This window comes from Desulfopila aestuarii DSM 18488 (assembly GCF_900143695.1).
In the GTDB taxonomy this organism is placed as follows: Bacteria; Desulfobacterota; Desulfobulbia; order Desulfobulbales; family Desulfocapsaceae; genus Desulfopila; species Desulfopila aestuarii.
The window spans coordinates 23,532-37,268 of record NZ_FRFE01000022.1; the positions used below are offsets into that span (position 1 = coordinate 23,532).

Below are 13,737 nucleotides of genomic sequence, written 5' to 3' on the forward strand. Positions count from 1 at the left end.
TATTTTCCATGAGAGTTTTCCTCTGGAGAATATTCTGTGCCGTGTTCTCGAAGAAGAGATCTCCGATATGCAAATGCTTGCTCTTCTCTATGAAGAGCACACCATGCGTGGGGAGCTGACGATAATCGAACAGGCGCACTTCGTTCAGATCTGCATGACCCGGCTGAGTGAACCAGAACAACAACTCCAGCTCTTCACTCAGCTTGGTCTCTCCAGCACACCGTATGGTCTTAAGAGATTGATTGCGTTACTCGATCTTGAACAGGGCCTACAGGCAGCTCTATGGGAAGGGCGTCTCAATGAAAACATGGCCAGGGAATTGCTGCGGCTGAACCGGGAAGATCGCCAATCCTTCTACGATCTTGTGGTCAATCTGGGCATTGGCGGCGGAAAACAGAAACGGTTACTTGCACTCCTCAAAGATCTTGCCGGTAGAAATGGCCTATCGTTTCAGGCGTATTTGGACCAGGAAGCCATTTCAGCAATTCTAGATCATCAAGAAATGAATACTCCCCAGAAGGGTCAGGTGCTCCTTCAGTTACTTCAACAACTCCATTCCCCGGCACTGACAGAAGCTGAAGAGGGCTTTCTCAAGTGGAAACGGCAACTCTATCTTCCACCAAACTGTTCTGTAGAACACAGCCCATCATTTGAACAGGATGAAGTATCGTTGACTGTACGCTTTGCCGACCACCGGGAACTCGAAAGCTTTCTTGCTAAATTTCGAGAAGATCTCTAGAGGTCCTCGACCAGAGATTCCTCAGGCTGCCCGATAATTTTTCCTCGACTCCCTGTACCAAATTCACCCGCCCAGATATGAACCTGTTATTTTTTTGCGGGATAATGAAGACACCCTGAAATCATCACATCATCCCCTGTCCTCGTGTAGGTCGGTGTTTGAAGGGATACTGCATCCTCTTTGCACGATGCAAAATATCCAGAAAGAAGCGGAATACCACCCTCACCCGCAAAGACCGGTGCAAGAAACAGATTCGCATAATCGTACAATCGTTCCCGCAAAATGGCACCATGCAACGCAGCTCCGCCTTCCACCAGTACTGATGTCACGCCATTTTCAGCAAGGCAGCGGAACACTTGATGTAAAACAAGGCCATTTGCATCACACGATACCGGAAAAACCCTGACACCGAGCGATTGCAGCTGCCGTACCTTCTTCTCTTCTACCGTCTCTGCACAAAACACCCATGTCGATGCGGGAGACTCCACAGTAAATGGTCTGGCGTCTGGCGCTAAGCTCAGCGCACTGTCGAGAATGATCCGAATAGGATCTCTCCCTTTGCCTCGTGTCAATCGGGTGGTAAGAGATGGATTATCTATTGCAACGGTATGATGGCCAACCATGATGGCATCGTGGATGTTTCGCAGTCGATGGACCGTCTCGACGGATGTTGCCCCGGTTATCCAACCACTTTCGCCCTGTTGGTAATTCAGCTTTCCATCAAGAGATATCCCGGCCTTCATGACAATCCACGGCAGACCGGTGGTTATATGTTTAAGAAACGGCCGGTTGATCGCACGACACTCGTCTTCAAGGACACCGGTTACTACCTCGATATTCCGCTCACGCAGATAGGTAACCCCCGTTCCATCTACCAGCGGGTTGGGGTCTTCCATCCCGACAATAACCCGGGCAATCCCGGCAGCAGCCACTGCGTGACTGCATGGAGGGGTTTTCCCAGTGTGGTTACAGGGCTCAAGGGTCACATACATAGTCGCCCCGGAGGCTGCCGAGCCAGCAGATCGTAACGCATGAATCTCGGCGTGGGGCGTACCAGCTTTTTTGTGATATCCTTTGGCAACGACCTCGCCGTTTTTTACGATGACAGCACCAACGCAAGGATTTGGTGAAGTCCGACCAATGCCTTTTTTGGCCTCGCGCAAGGCCAACCGCATATACATTGTATCCTGATCAGTGCTCATTTTCCCTTCGTGAATCCAAAAGCGATTTCAGTTCGTCCATAAATTCATTCACGTCCTTGAACTGTCGATAGACTGAAGCGAATCGTACATAGGCCACTTCATCGAGCTTGGAAAGATCCTCCATCACCCATTCGCCGATCACCTGTGAAGATACCTCTTTTGAACCGATATCCTGCAAGCGGTGCTCGATATCGTCGACAAACTCGTCAATCCTGTCACGACTTATAGGCCGCTTTTCACAAGCCTTTTCCAGGCCGACAGCCATTTTGTGACGATCCCATGCTTCACGTCTGCCATCTTTTTTCACGAGCATCGGCATCATCACCTCAAGCCGTTCATATGTGGTGAACCGCTGATCACATGCCAGACAGGAACGCCTGCGTCTGGTAATGGTACACTCTTTATTCAATCTGGAATCGATCACTTTATTGTCCAGATGACCACAATAGGGGCATTTCATACGACTTTCTCCTCGATTTCAGAACGGTTCATGCTTTGCTCATCACAACAATTGTTAGTGTATTAAATTAGTTGCGCATCTAGAAGAACAACTAAGAAAGCAGGTATTACACAATTGTCATAATGGATTCATTTTAAAAGAACAATCACAAACTTCGTGTGGCGGGTGAAAACAAAAAGCCGCCTGCGCACATCGTGCTCAGGCGGCTTTTGACAAAAAAGACATCGCGATGTACTGGTGCAGCACATCCCTTAGTTACTGTATTTACTGACCCGAATCTGGTGCCGACCACCTTCGAATGCGGCGTTCAGCCAGGTCCGGACAATGGCATCCGCCAGACCCGGCCCAGTCACACGTGCACCAAGACAGAGCACATTGGCATTATTGTGTTCCCGGCTCAAACGAGCGGTAAATTCGTCATGGCAGAGAGCAGCCCTGATTTTCGGATCCCGGTTGACGGCAATCGACATACCGATACCCGTGCCACAGATGAGAATACCAAACGGACAACTCCCGGAAACTACCTGCTCCGATAGTGCCGCTGCAAAATCAGGATAATCAACGGAAGCGGTAGAATGGCAACCGACATCAACAGCTTCATGACCAAGCTCCACCAGTACAGCTTTAAGCTGCTCTTTCATTTCGTAACCGCCATGATCGGCGCCGATTGCTATCTTCATGCGTCTTATCTCCCGACAGACCGATCAGCCTACATATCGTTTCATGGCAATAACAGCATTGGTGCCGCCAAAACCAAATGAATTGGAAATGGCCGCTCGAATCTCCATCTTGCGAGCAACATTAGGTATATAATCGAGATCACATTCCTCGCTCGGTTGGCCGTGGTTGATGGTTGGCGGTGCAATCTGGTCATGGAGTGCAAGTGCAGTGAAAGCAGACTCGATACCACCCGCAGCTCCGAGCATATGGCCTGTCATCGACTTGGTTGAGCTCACCGCAAGTTTATAGGCATGTTCACCGAAAACGGATTTGATGGCCAGGGTTTCACACCGATCATTGAGCGGGGTTGAAGTCCCGTGGGCATTCACGTAATCAAAATCCTCTGGCGCGAGACCAGAATCAGCAATAGCCATTTTCATAGCTCTCGCACCGCCTTCCCCGTTTTCAGGTGGCGCAGCGATATGGTACGCGTCGCTACTGAGGCCATAACCGACAATCTCGGCATAGATCTTTGCCCCACGTGCCAGCGCATGTTCCAGCTCTTCCACGATCAGCATGCCCGCACCTTCGGACATAACAAAACCATCGCGGTCCTTATCAAATGGCCGGGACGCCGCTTTGGGATCATCATTTCTAGTGGAAAGCGCCTTCATGGCACTAAAACCACCAACACCCAGCGGGCAGATAACCGCCTCGGCGCCGCCGGTTACAATCACGTCACTCTGGCCGTATTTTATATGCCGATACGCCTCACCGACCGCATGCGTTCCCGCCGCGCAAGCGGTTGTCAGAGTGAGATTCGGTCCTTTAGAGCCTATCTCCATGGAAATATGCCCGGACGGCATATTGGGGATGACCATAGGAATGAAGAACGGGGTAATTTTCTTTGCACCCCGTTCCATCATAACCTGATGATATTTTTCGATGGTCGGCAGCCCGCCCATGCCGCAGCCTGTGATGACACCAACGCGATCACAGTTCTCTTCAGTGACGACCAGGCCGCTGTCTTTTACAGCCAATATCGCCGCAGCGAGACCATACTGAACAAAAAGGTCCAGATGTTTTGACTTCTTCGGCTCAAAAAATGCATCGGGCTCGAAGTCTTTTACCTCTGCCGCAATTGTTACAAGGGAATTGCTCACATCGAAGCGGGTAATGGTATCAATACCGCTTACGCCATCAACAATATTCTTCCAGGTTTTTTCCGTACCTGTTCCCAATGGCGTAACCAAACCCACGCCGGTAACGACAACTCTGCGATTCACGTTGAAAACTCCTTTGTCTGTCTTGGGGCTGCGTGGTCGCTGATTTCAGCACACATGCTGCCGACGTTGTGAATTTACTTCAGCTTCTTCACGTAATCGATAGCATCCTGAACGGTAGCGATTTTCTCGGCATCCTCATCCGGGATCTCAATATCAAAACCCTCTTCCATAGCCATGATCAGCTCGACCAGGTCCAGAGAATCAGCACCAAGATCGTCAACGAAAGAAGCGTTGGGAACGACTTTGTCTCTTTCAACGCTCAGCTGCTCTACTATTATATCAATCATTTCCTGTTCAATTGCCATTTACGTATCTCCCTAGATGTTGTTGTTCATCAGATGCACTGAATTTTTTGTTGTTGTGTGGGGTGCAACCTGTTGCGGTCCATCTCACAATAAAACGTGAAGTATTACCACATAATTGTTTCTACGACTAGTGTCTCTGCTGGCTCATTATATTTTCGCCTCTCAACTCTCACCATAAGAAAAACGAACCCCTTCTTTGCATTTGCAAAGAAAATGACGCATTCAGTAACGAGCCGGTAAAGACCAAACCAATCTACTAACACTCAAACTACATATACATGCCACCGTTAACATGCAAGGTCTGACCGGTGACATACCGACCATCCTCGGAAACGAGATAAGCTACAGCGCCTGCAACGTCCTCAGGCGTACCCAGTGAGGCCATGGGGATCTCACTTTTAATTTTTGCCTGGGCATCCTCACTCATGGCGTCGGTCATCTCGGTCACGATATAGCCAGGAGCTACTCCGTTGACGGTGATGTTCCTTGACGCAACCTCACGAGCCATTGATTTCGTGAATCCGCTTAAACCAGCTTTGGCTGACGCATAATTGATCTGACCGGCATTACCGGAAAAACCAACGACCGAAGATATGTTGACGATACGTCCCCACTTTTTCTTCATCATCGGTTTTAACGCCGCCTTGGCACAGAGAAAAGCACCCTTCAGATTGGTGGTCAGTACGTCATCCCAGTCGCTATCCTTCATCCTGGCCATAAGGCCATCCCGGGTGATCCCAGCATTGTTGATGAGAATATCGATGGAGCCGGCGTCTTCAAGAATCTTCTTAAACGCTCCTTGCACCTGCTCGCCGTCGGCCACATCAAACTGGATGATCGCCGCTTTGCCACCAGAAGCTTCGATCAGCTTCCGGGTCTCATCGGCAGCATCGGGCCTGCTCACATAGTTGACATAGACCAGAGCACCCATGGCCGCCAGACGCAGACTGATGGCTCTGCCTATTCCACGACTACCGCCCGTTACGATCGCAACTTTGCCCTCAAGCATCATGCACCTCGTTTTTCTTCTATCTTTCTGATGAGTTTTGGTAAGATCTCGAAAAGATCTCCAACCAGGCCGTAATCGGCGACATTAAATATCGGTGCGTTGGCGTCACGGTTAATGGCGACGATTGTCTCAGAAGACTGCATTCCGGCCACATGCTGGATTGCCCCGGAAATACCGCAGGCAACATAGAGCTTTGGCGCAACGGTTTTGCCGGTCTGGCCCACCTGATGCGGATAACTTATCCAGCCAGCATCCACCACTGCGCGCGAAGCAGAGACATTCCCGCCAAGGGCTTCGGCAAGCTGCCTGATGAGTGCAAAACCTTTGTCGCTTTCCAAACCGCGTCCACCTGAAACCAATATCTCAGATTCCTGGATATTGACGTTGGATTCTTCACAGACGACTGTCTCCAGCACTTTAATGCGACTAGCCAGCTGGGCCGGTACCGGCGTGACATCAATAATATCACCTGTGCGAGCACCATCAAATTCCAAAGCTTTCATGACCTTTGGACGAACAGTGGACATCTGCGGCCGATGAGCCGGGCAAACGATTGTTGCCATGATGTTGCCGCCAAAAGCTGGCCTCGTCTGCATCAATAACCCGTCTTCTTCTCGAATCTCGAGTTTAGTGCAATCCGCAGTAAGACCGGCGTTCAGTTGTGTTGCCACAGCCGGAATAAAGGAGCGGCCAATGGCAGTGGCACCAGCCAGAACAATCTCCGGTTTATGCTCTTTGACCAAAGCAGTCAGTACTTGAGAGTAGCTGTCCTCGGAAAAATCGGCGAGTTCAGGCTGATCAACCCGTAACACCTGATCTGCACCATGGCCGATAAGCTGTGAAGCGGTTTCTCCGGTATCGTGCCCGATCAGTACAGCAGAAAGACGAACTCCTCTCGTGTCGGCAAGTTTTCTGCCTATTCCCAGCAGTTCGAGTGAAACGGGAGCCAATGCACCACGTCTGAATTCACAATAGACAAAAACACCTTTCCAGTCGGAAATGGTCGCGGTGTTGGCTTTTTCACCGGTCACGATTGAGAGCGCTTCAAGCTCACAGCTCTCCACACAGGCACCGCACAAGGTACAGCTATCACCGATGATCGGCAACCCGTCAGACATCTCAATGGCCGCAAAGGGGCAGCTGGACTCGCAGATGCCGCAACCAATACATACTTCTTTATTTATTTTCAACATAAGCTGATCCTCCTGGCAGGCTTAGAGATATGGGGTCAGTTTCTCGACGAGCTGGTCGAGCTGCTCATCAAGCGTTCCGCTCAGGACGGAACGTTCACCCCGAGCCTCAGGAGGAAAGACACGGGCCACCTGGGTTGGTGAACCGGGCAGGCCGATACAGGCTGGGTCGGCATTGATGGTTGTCGCGGTCAAAACCTGGATTTCGGCCTTTTTGGCCTTCATCTTCCCCTTTAAAGACGGGACTCTCGGTTCGTTAATGTCTTTTACCACGGTCAGCAGCGATGGCAGAGGAGCCTCAACGACATCATAACCATCATCCATCATGCGTTCGACCACGATAGCCTGATCTGAACAGCTCCGTACCTTCTGAACACAGGTAATAAAAGGAATCTGCATCCTCAGCGCAAGCCCGGGTCCAACCTGGGCGGTATCGCCATCGATGGCCTGCTTGCCGCAAAGGATAAGATCCGCACTTCCAAGATGTCTAATTGCCTGCTCCAGAGTATATGCAGTTGCCCAGGTATCCGCACCGGCAAAAGCGCGGTCGGATACAAGGACACCCTGATCAGCACCGCAGGAAATAGCAAGTCGCAGGATCTCTTCGGCCTGGGGTGGGCCCATGGTAATAGCGATCACTTCCCCGCCGTGCGCTTCCTTCAGTCTGACCGCCTCTTCAAGAGCGTGCTGATCATACGGGTTCATGATCGATTCGACACCTTCGCGAGCCAAGGTATTGGTCACAGGGTCAAGACGAACATCCTTAGCGTCAGGAACCTGCTTGACACACACAAAAATTTTCATGAAACAACCTGCCTGCTGGTTTTGTGATACGAGTTTGCTTCTATATCCGAAAAATATGAGCGAACGAATACTATTACTTGGCGTATTCCTTGTTCAGTTCCTGGCCGATAACATTACGCTGGATCTGATTGGTGCCCTCATAAATCTGCAGAATCTTGGCATCGCGCATCATTTTCTCCACCGGATACTCAGACATAAATCCATAACCGGCAAGTATCTGTACGGCATCAGTGGTGACCTTCATGGCGCTGTCCGTGGCAAATACCTTGCACATGGAGGAAACCTTGGACATATCCTTCGGGTGAGCGTCGATATGCTTGGCTGCCTGATAGACGAGCGCGCGGGAGGCTTCAACAGCTATAGCCATATCAGCCAGCATGTGTTGAACTGCCTGAAAGGCAATGATCGGCTTGCCGAACTGGACGCGCTGTTTGGCGTATGCTGCGGCCACATCAAGCGCTCCCTGAGCAAGACCGACACCCAGCGCGGCAATACCGGGCCGCGAGGAGTCAAGAGTCTTCATAACGGTGATAAAACCGGTTCCCTGACGGCCGATTAAACGATCTTTCGGGATACGGCAATCCTTGAAGATCAGCTCAGTGGTGGACGATGCGCGGATACCCATTTTCTTTTCTTTGGGCCCGCATGAAAACCCGGGATCCCCTTCCTCCACAACAAACATGGATGCGCCACGCGCTCCTTTGCTCCTGTCGGTCATGGCAACCACGGTATAAATCTGGGCCTCGCCACCGTTAGTGATCCATTGCTTGGTTCCGTTCAGTACCCATTCGTCACCATCAAGAACTGCGGTGGTCTGAATACCTGATGCATCAGAACCGGCATTGGCCTCGGTAAGACCAAAGGCGGCAAACTTTTCCCCGCTTGCTACGGATGGCAGGTATTTGTCCTTCATCTCCTGGGAACCGGAGATCAGAATCGGATAGATACCAAGAGCGCTGGCGGCAAAAGCGGTACCGATACCAACACAGCCACGACCGATCTGTTCAAGGGCAAGCACGATATTCAGGCATCCGCCACCGAACCCGCCAAATTCTTCAGGAATCGGCAGGGCAAACAGGTCAGCTTTTGCCATATCGTTTAAGATGGCTCGGGGAAACTCATGCTTTTCATCAAGCTCCGCCCGATGCGGGACAATACGTTCTTCAGTGATCTGCCGAGCGGTGTCGACGATCATCTGCTGCTCTTCTGTCAAAAAATAATCCATAGCACACTCCTCCCTACCACTTAAGCAGTTCCGCACCCCAGGTAAAACCGCCGCCAAAGGAACAGAACAAGACTAGATCACCGGACTTGATACGTTTGCCCCGACATACCTCATCAAGGGCAATCGGGATGGACGCAGCCGACGTATTACCATACTCGGATACGTTAATAAACACCTTATCGTCTGGTAACTGCAGACGTTCTTTCAATTTATTGAGAATGCGGATATTTGCCTGATGCGGAATCACCAGACTGATCTCATCCATGCTGACCTGCTCACGCTCCAGCAGGCCGCGAACCGCATCCTCCATGGCCTTGACCGCGTGTTTGAACACCTCGCGACCTTCCATAACAATATGAGCCCCATTGTTACCGGGCACCTTCAGGTCTGGATTGCTGCTTTCCGGGGCATGCATATACAACAGCTCCCAGAGCGATCCATCCGAAAAAAGATTGGAGCCGATAAAACCACGATCACTTTCGTCGTGGCCGAAAACTGCAGCGCCGGCCCCATCCCCGAAAATGATGCAGGTATTGCGATCCTGCCAATTCATCCTGGTGGAAAGCGTTTCAGCGCCAATGATCAGAATTTTCTGGGAATGATCGGCCTTGATATATTTATCGGCAAGGTCCATGCCATAAAGAAATCCTGAACATGCCGCATTCAAGTCCCAAGCAAAGGCATTGACCGCACCTATCTCTTTCTGGACAAAGCAGGCCGTGGAAGGCATGAGCATATGGGAACTTATGGTGCCGACAACGACCAAACCGATCTCTTTCGGATCAACATTGGCCATTTCCAAAGCTTTTTTTGCAGCATCAGCGGAAAGTTTATACGTATACTCATCGCCGGTGGCGATTCGTCTGCTGTGAATACCTGTCCGAGTCCGAATCCAATCATCAGTTGTTTCGACAATTTTCTCCAGGTCACTGTTTGTTACTACCTTTCGTGGCAGACATGATCCTGTGCCAAGAATAACAGTTCCCATCACACCTCCAGTTGCACAACAGCTGATTCAGCCGCTATCCCGTTGAGAATCTCCTGATTCACGTTTTTCTTTACCATTTTTGCAGCTTCTAAAATCGCATTTTTGATGGTGACAGCGTTAGATTTTCCATGACAGACGATACCGGTACCGTCAACACCGAGAAGCGGTGCTCCCCCGTATTCAGAGTAATCCACACGACGCTTAAATGCTCGAAAAGCTGGTTTTGCCAGCAGGTACCCAAGCTTGTAGCGCCATGATCTGACGATCTCATCACGAAGCATTTGTGTCGCGGAATCCACCAGTCCCTCACTGATTTTCAAGCAGATGTTGCCGACAAAACCATCACATACAATGACATCAACGTCACCTTTGTACACGTCTCGTCCTTCAACGTTGCCAATAAAATTGAGTGAACAAGCGTTCAGCAGGTCATAGGTTTCCTTGACCAGGTGGTTGCCTTTGCCGGACTCCTCGCCAATGGTCAAGAGGCCGACCCGCGGTCGCTCCGTGCCGTGCAGACGAGAAAATGCAGAAGCCATCACGGCAAACTGCACCAGATGCTGGGGTCGGCACTCAACATTTGCGCCGATATCCATGATCACGACAGGCTGCTTCTGGGTGGGAAAAAAAGAGGCAATGCCGGGTCTCGAAACACCTTTTATACGACCGAGCTTTCGAACCGCCGCAGCCAGAGTAGCACCGGAGTTCCCGGCACTTACTACGGCATCTGCATTACCGGCAGCGACGAGACCAAAAGCAACCATAATAGATGAATCTTTTTTCCTGCGGATAGCATCGACAGGATTGTCCTTCATCTCGACAACTTGAGATGAATGGACAATATGAATGCGGGAAGCAATATGGGAGTCGGGGGCAGCGGTCTCGAGATGTGATTGCAGAAGGACTTCGTCCCCTACCAGGCTGACGTGAACATCAGCCTGTTGAGCAGCCAATAATGCCCCGGCAATCAACTCCTCCGGCCCATGGTCTCCGCCCATGGCGTCCAGGGCAATATGCACGGTGTTACTCCTATTCTACTTCAGTATCGAAGCTAAAAACGGTTCTGCCCTTGTATTTGCCACAGGCAGCACAGAGGCGATGTGGCTGCTTCGGTTCGCCGCATTCGGCACACAGTGAAACGCCCGGTGCCTGCAGTGCATCGTGAGAGCGACGTAAACGGGTTCTAGAACGGGAATGTCTTCTTTTCGGCAGAGCCATGGTATTTCCTCCAATTGGTATATCTATTCCAGCCTTTTACTGCTGCTCAATCCTTTTTCAGCTTTCTCAGCACCGCAAAGGGCGAGTCCGGTTCTGGCTCTTTACAGGAACATTCACCCCTGTTTAATGAACCACCACATTCCGGGCACAGCCCTCGACAATCAGCCCCGCAGATCACTTTCGCCGGAACGGCTAAATGGAACTGCTCAACCAGGATTTCTGCAACATCAATGACCGGTTCTTTCAGGTACAGTGTATTGCACTCTTCGTCGCTGCACTCTTTTTCCTGCAGCTCCGATATTTCTTCCTCACGGGTTGTTACCAGATACAAAAATTCTTCGTCAAGTTCGTATGCAACGGGATCACCACATCGGGCACAATCAAGACTGACGATCCCTTTGAGAACGCCTTCCAGCGCTACACGATCTTCACCTGTAGCCTGCAGAGTTATCTCAGCTGCCAGAGATGAAACAGTCTCAACAGCATTCTGTGCTAACCAGCTATGATCCTGAATGTTATAGCGGGTTTTACCCCGACCTATCTCACCAAAAGCAATTTTCATACATTCCTCAACTTCCCGGCGGCAACATGCCGGTGAAAACAAAGGAAGCAAAAATACTCAATTTAACCAATTATGGCCACAAAAAAAACATGAACCACGCATTTCTCTTCACCAACGACCTCATGACCCGGCTATCCAAGAGATAGCCGAAGACACAGATGCACAGTAAATTTCGGGACTCTTTACAGAACCAGAGCGAGGCGGTCAGAACTTTTTTGCAGCCTGAGTGAAGTTATAGAGAGAATTTTTTTTACAAAGACGAGGTACAATGCTGGCGCAATTGCTTCAATCTTCAGAAGAGCATCCCGGGAAAAGGACGCAACGACAGAGTCATCTGTCGCGATAACGGTGGAACAGCGACGACGCCCTGCGACTATAGCTGCTTCACCAATCACCGTTCCCGCCTCCAACAACGCCACGACTTGGCTCCTACTTCCCAGTCCGATCGGTTTATGAACGGCAAAACAGCCCTTCAGGACCAGATGGAGGCTGTCGGCATCCTCGCCGGCAGCAAACAAGCGTTCACCTGCGGCAAAGGCCTGTACCACCTGCAGCCCGAGAAGAAGGTCCTGATCAGCCTCCCTCTCCGCCTGAAAGAAGCTGTGAACCACCTGATGTAAAGCCGTTACGCTCACCCCTGTGCCTTCCCCTCGGCAAACGACTTATTCTTGTCTTCAATAACCTTGATCAACCCTTCAAACTTCTCGGTCCTGAGGATGGACTTGAATTGTTCCATATAATTACGCACCAAACTGACCCCTTCAATATTAATATCGTAGACCATCCACCGCCCTTGCCCCATCGCCATGATGTAATGCACGGGAATCTGCATATTATTGTCTTCGACAAGGGTAGAGACCTGGGCCCTGTCCCCTTTCACTCGCTCACCCACATAACCAATGGTCTGACCCGAATAATTTTCTAATTTGCCGATATAGACGTTTTCAAGCAGCTTGGTCATTAACTCGGTAAATTGATCCTGCTCTTGGGCGGAAATGGAGTTCCAGGTACTGCCGAGAATGCGCCTGCTCATTTCGCGGAAATCAAAGCCTTCCTTGATTGAGCTCATGATTTTAGCACGTCGTTCAACCTTGTGCTCATCCCCTTTCAAGGAAGGGTCAGAGAGTACCGCTGTCAATTTCGCCAAAGTTGGCCGCAGCTGTGCCATGGGTCCGGAATCAGCCAGTCCCTCAAGCGGTGAGAAGACGATCAGCAGTACAAGAACAATGGCTCGAAAACCGTTTATTGTATACATAGTGGGGTCTTGATTTTTAAGTTGTTTTAAAAAATTATTTTTTATCTACAAGCTTATGCGACTTTATCAAACTTCTTCTGTAGTCTGTATATGCCTGCCGGGTGGCAACGTAGGGATCGATGGAAATGCGCTTCAACTCCTCATAGGAATCACCTTTTAGGGACAATCTGTTGATAAATTCCAGGCTTCTTGCAGCAATAATCTCTTCGCTGTCCAAGTCAAGGTAGTTGTAGGGATGCAATTGCATATCAGCTACAAAACCAACGCTGTCACGGATGTTCGATGGACCGAAAAACGGCCAGTTGAGAAAAACGCCTTCCCCAATCCCGTACACACCAAGGGTTTCACCGAAATCCCCGTTTCGGGGTTGAATATCGAATGCTTCCGCCGCCGCATCGCCAAAGCCGAAAACGCCGATTGTTGAGTTAATCACGAATCGACTCAGTACCGCACCGGCATCGTTAAACCGTCCCTGCAAAAGAGTGTTGACAAAGTCAACTGGCGAAGCGAGATTGTTGAAAAAATTCCCAATTATAAAACGAAAATCCCAGGGTACAACCGCCGTATACCCTGTCTTCACCGGTTTCAACACCCAGAAGTACAGTTTGTCATTAAAGACGAAAAAGACTCTGTTCAACGGCTCAAGCGGATCATAGATACCAACATATTCCTTTGGTTCATCTGTATCATGATTGTCATCCAGCAGATCCGGTGATTTTCTATCGACCATATAATCAGAGCCACCGATGCCAAACTGTTCTTCCGCCAGACCTATTGACGGAAGAGTAAGGCAGAGCAGGGCTCCGGCAAGCAGTATGTATTTTTTCACATTCA

Annotated in this window: 17 protein-coding genes; 1 reads left to right on the forward strand and 16 read right to left on the reverse strand. The window is 50.3% G+C overall.

Features of this window, described 5'->3' with window-relative positions:
* The first annotated feature begins 67 nt into the window (after positions 1 to 67).
* Complete coding sequence (locus BUF15_RS18560) at positions 68 to 739, forward strand: hypothetical protein (protein WP_143170777.1); 672 nt, start codon at positions 68 to 70, stop codon at positions 737 to 739.
* Positions 740 to 825: 86 nt separating this feature from the next.
* On the opposite strand, the gene ribD is transcribed toward BUF15_RS18560, so the two are convergent.
* The 16 genes from ribD to BUF15_RS18640 all read right to left on the reverse strand — a co-directional run bounded on the left by ribD (position 826) and on the right by BUF15_RS18640 (position 13,732).
* A complete protein-coding gene (gene ribD, locus BUF15_RS18565) occupies positions 826 to 1,941 on the reverse strand; it encodes a bifunctional diaminohydroxyphosphoribosylaminopyrimidine deaminase/5-amino-6-(5-phosphoribosylamino)uracil reductase RibD (protein ID WP_073615213.1) in 1,116 nt (371 codons plus the stop codon).
* Positions 1,931 to 2,401: a transcriptional regulator NrdR gene (nrdR, locus tag BUF15_RS18570; protein WP_073615214.1), complete on the reverse strand. Its 471-nt coding sequence runs from the start codon at positions 2,399 to 2,401 to the stop codon at positions 1,931 to 1,933. Before nrdR ends, ribD begins: the two co-directional genes overlap by 11 nt.
* Before the next feature lie 251 nt (positions 2,402 to 2,652).
* Entirely contained in the window at positions 2,653 to 3,081 is a 429-nt protein-coding gene (gene rpiB / locus BUF15_RS18575; protein ID WP_073615215.1) for a ribose 5-phosphate isomerase B, read from the reverse strand.
* Positions 3,082 to 3,105: 24 nt separating this feature from the next.
* Positions 3,106 to 4,347, reverse strand: a complete 1,242-nt coding sequence (fabF, locus tag BUF15_RS18580; RefSeq protein ID WP_073615216.1) for a beta-ketoacyl-ACP synthase II — start codon at positions 4,345 to 4,347, stop codon at positions 3,106 to 3,108.
* 74 nt (positions 4,348 to 4,421) lie between these two features.
* A complete protein-coding gene (acpP, locus tag BUF15_RS18585) occupies positions 4,422 to 4,652 on the reverse strand; it encodes an acyl carrier protein (RefSeq protein ID WP_073615217.1) in 231 nt (76 codons plus the stop codon).
* Positions 4,653 to 4,920: 268 nt separating this feature from the next.
* On the reverse strand, positions 4,921 to 5,664 hold the full coding sequence (fabG, locus tag BUF15_RS18590) for a 3-oxoacyl-[acyl-carrier-protein] reductase (protein WP_073615218.1): 744 nt from the start codon (positions 5,662 to 5,664) through the stop codon (positions 4,921 to 4,923).
* Positions 5,661 to 6,854: an electron transfer flavoprotein subunit alpha gene (locus BUF15_RS18595; protein WP_073615219.1), complete on the reverse strand. Its 1,194-nt coding sequence runs from the start codon at positions 6,852 to 6,854 to the stop codon at positions 5,661 to 5,663. The genes fabG and BUF15_RS18595 overlap by 4 nt, the downstream gene beginning before the upstream one ends.
* Positions 6,855 to 6,875: 21 nt before the next feature.
* Positions 6,876 to 7,655: an electron transfer flavoprotein subunit beta/FixA family protein gene (locus BUF15_RS18600; protein WP_073615220.1), complete on the reverse strand. Its 780-nt coding sequence runs from the start codon at positions 7,653 to 7,655 to the stop codon at positions 6,876 to 6,878.
* A gap of 73 nt (positions 7,656 to 7,728) precedes the next feature.
* A complete protein-coding gene (locus tag BUF15_RS18605; protein ID WP_073615221.1) occupies positions 7,729 to 8,880 on the reverse strand; it encodes an acyl-CoA dehydrogenase family protein in 1,152 nt (383 codons plus the stop codon).
* Between the two features lie 13 nt (positions 8,881 to 8,893).
* The gene (locus tag BUF15_RS18610) at positions 8,894 to 9,868 is read right to left on the reverse strand and encodes a beta-ketoacyl-ACP synthase III (protein WP_073615222.1); all 975 of its coding nucleotides are present in this window, start codon (positions 9,866 to 9,868) and stop codon (positions 8,894 to 8,896) included.
* The gene (gene plsX / locus BUF15_RS18615; RefSeq protein ID WP_073615223.1) at positions 9,868 to 10,887 is read right to left on the reverse strand and encodes a phosphate acyltransferase PlsX; all 1,020 of its coding nucleotides are present in this window, start codon (positions 10,885 to 10,887) and stop codon (positions 9,868 to 9,870) included. The genes BUF15_RS18610 and plsX overlap by 1 nt, the downstream gene beginning before the upstream one ends.
* A gap of 10 nt (positions 10,888 to 10,897) precedes the next feature.
* Positions 10,898 to 11,086 (reverse strand): 50S ribosomal protein L32, encoded by a 189-nt coding sequence (rpmF, locus tag BUF15_RS18620; protein WP_073615224.1) that lies wholly within the window; start codon positions 11,084 to 11,086, stop codon positions 10,898 to 10,900.
* A 46-nt stretch (positions 11,087 to 11,132) separates the two neighbouring features.
* Positions 11,133 to 11,648 (reverse strand): YceD family protein, encoded by a 516-nt coding sequence (locus BUF15_RS18625; RefSeq protein WP_073615225.1) that lies wholly within the window; start codon positions 11,646 to 11,648, stop codon positions 11,133 to 11,135.
* A 182-nt stretch (positions 11,649 to 11,830) separates the two neighbouring features.
* On the reverse strand, positions 11,831 to 12,283 hold the full coding sequence (locus tag BUF15_RS18630) for a cyclic nucleotide-binding domain-containing protein (protein ID WP_073615226.1): 453 nt from the start codon (positions 12,281 to 12,283) through the stop codon (positions 11,831 to 11,833).
* Positions 12,280 to 12,903 (reverse strand): MlaC/ttg2D family ABC transporter substrate-binding protein, encoded by a 624-nt coding sequence (locus tag BUF15_RS18635; RefSeq protein ID WP_073615227.1) that lies wholly within the window; start codon positions 12,901 to 12,903, stop codon positions 12,280 to 12,282. Before BUF15_RS18635 ends, BUF15_RS18630 begins: the two co-directional genes overlap by 4 nt.
* A 34-nt stretch (positions 12,904 to 12,937) precedes the next feature.
* Complete coding sequence (locus tag BUF15_RS18640) at positions 12,938 to 13,732, reverse strand: MlaA family lipoprotein (RefSeq protein WP_234981218.1); 795 nt, start codon at positions 13,730 to 13,732, stop codon at positions 12,938 to 12,940.
* Between the last annotated feature and the right edge of the window lie 5 nt (positions 13,733 to 13,737).

Coding starts and splice junctions, on each gene's coding strand:
- BUF15_RS18560 (WP_143170777.1), top strand. CDS start 68: ATGCAAATGCTTGCTCTTCTCTATGAAGAGCACACCATGCGTGGGGAG.
- ribD (WP_073615213.1), bottom strand. CDS start 1,941: ATGAGCACTGATCAGGATACAATGTATATGCGGTTGGCCTTGCGCGAG.
- nrdR (WP_073615214.1), bottom strand. CDS start 2,401: ATGAAATGCCCCTATTGTGGTCATCTGGACAATAAAGTGATCGATTCC.
- rpiB (WP_073615215.1), bottom strand. CDS start 3,081: ATGAAGATAGCAATCGGCGCCGATCATGGCGGTTACGAAATGAAAGAG.
- acpP (WP_073615217.1), bottom strand. CDS start 4,652: ATGGCAATTGAACAGGAAATGATTGATATAATAGTAGAGCAGCTGAGC.
- fabG (WP_073615218.1), bottom strand. CDS start 5,664: ATGATGCTTGAGGGCAAAGTTGCGATCGTAACGGGCGGTAGTCGTGGA.
- BUF15_RS18595 (WP_073615219.1), bottom strand. CDS start 6,854: ATGTTGAAAATAAATAAAGAAGTATGTATTGGTTGCGGCATCTGCGAG.
- BUF15_RS18600 (WP_073615220.1), bottom strand. CDS start 7,655: ATGAAAATTTTTGTGTGTGTCAAGCAGGTTCCTGACGCTAAGGATGTT.
- BUF15_RS18605 (WP_073615221.1), bottom strand. CDS start 8,880: ATGGATTATTTTTTGACAGAAGAGCAGCAGATGATCGTCGACACCGCT.
- BUF15_RS18610 (WP_073615222.1), bottom strand. CDS start 9,868: ATGGGAACTGTTATTCTTGGCACAGGATCATGTCTGCCACGAAAGGTA.
- rpmF (WP_073615224.1), bottom strand. CDS start 11,086: ATGGCTCTGCCGAAAAGAAGACATTCCCGTTCTAGAACCCGTTTACGT.
- BUF15_RS18625 (WP_073615225.1), bottom strand. CDS start 11,648: ATGAAAATTGCTTTTGGTGAGATAGGTCGGGGTAAAACCCGCTATAAC.
- BUF15_RS18635 (WP_073615227.1), bottom strand. CDS start 12,903: ATGTATACAATAAACGGTTTTCGAGCCATTGTTCTTGTACTGCTGATC.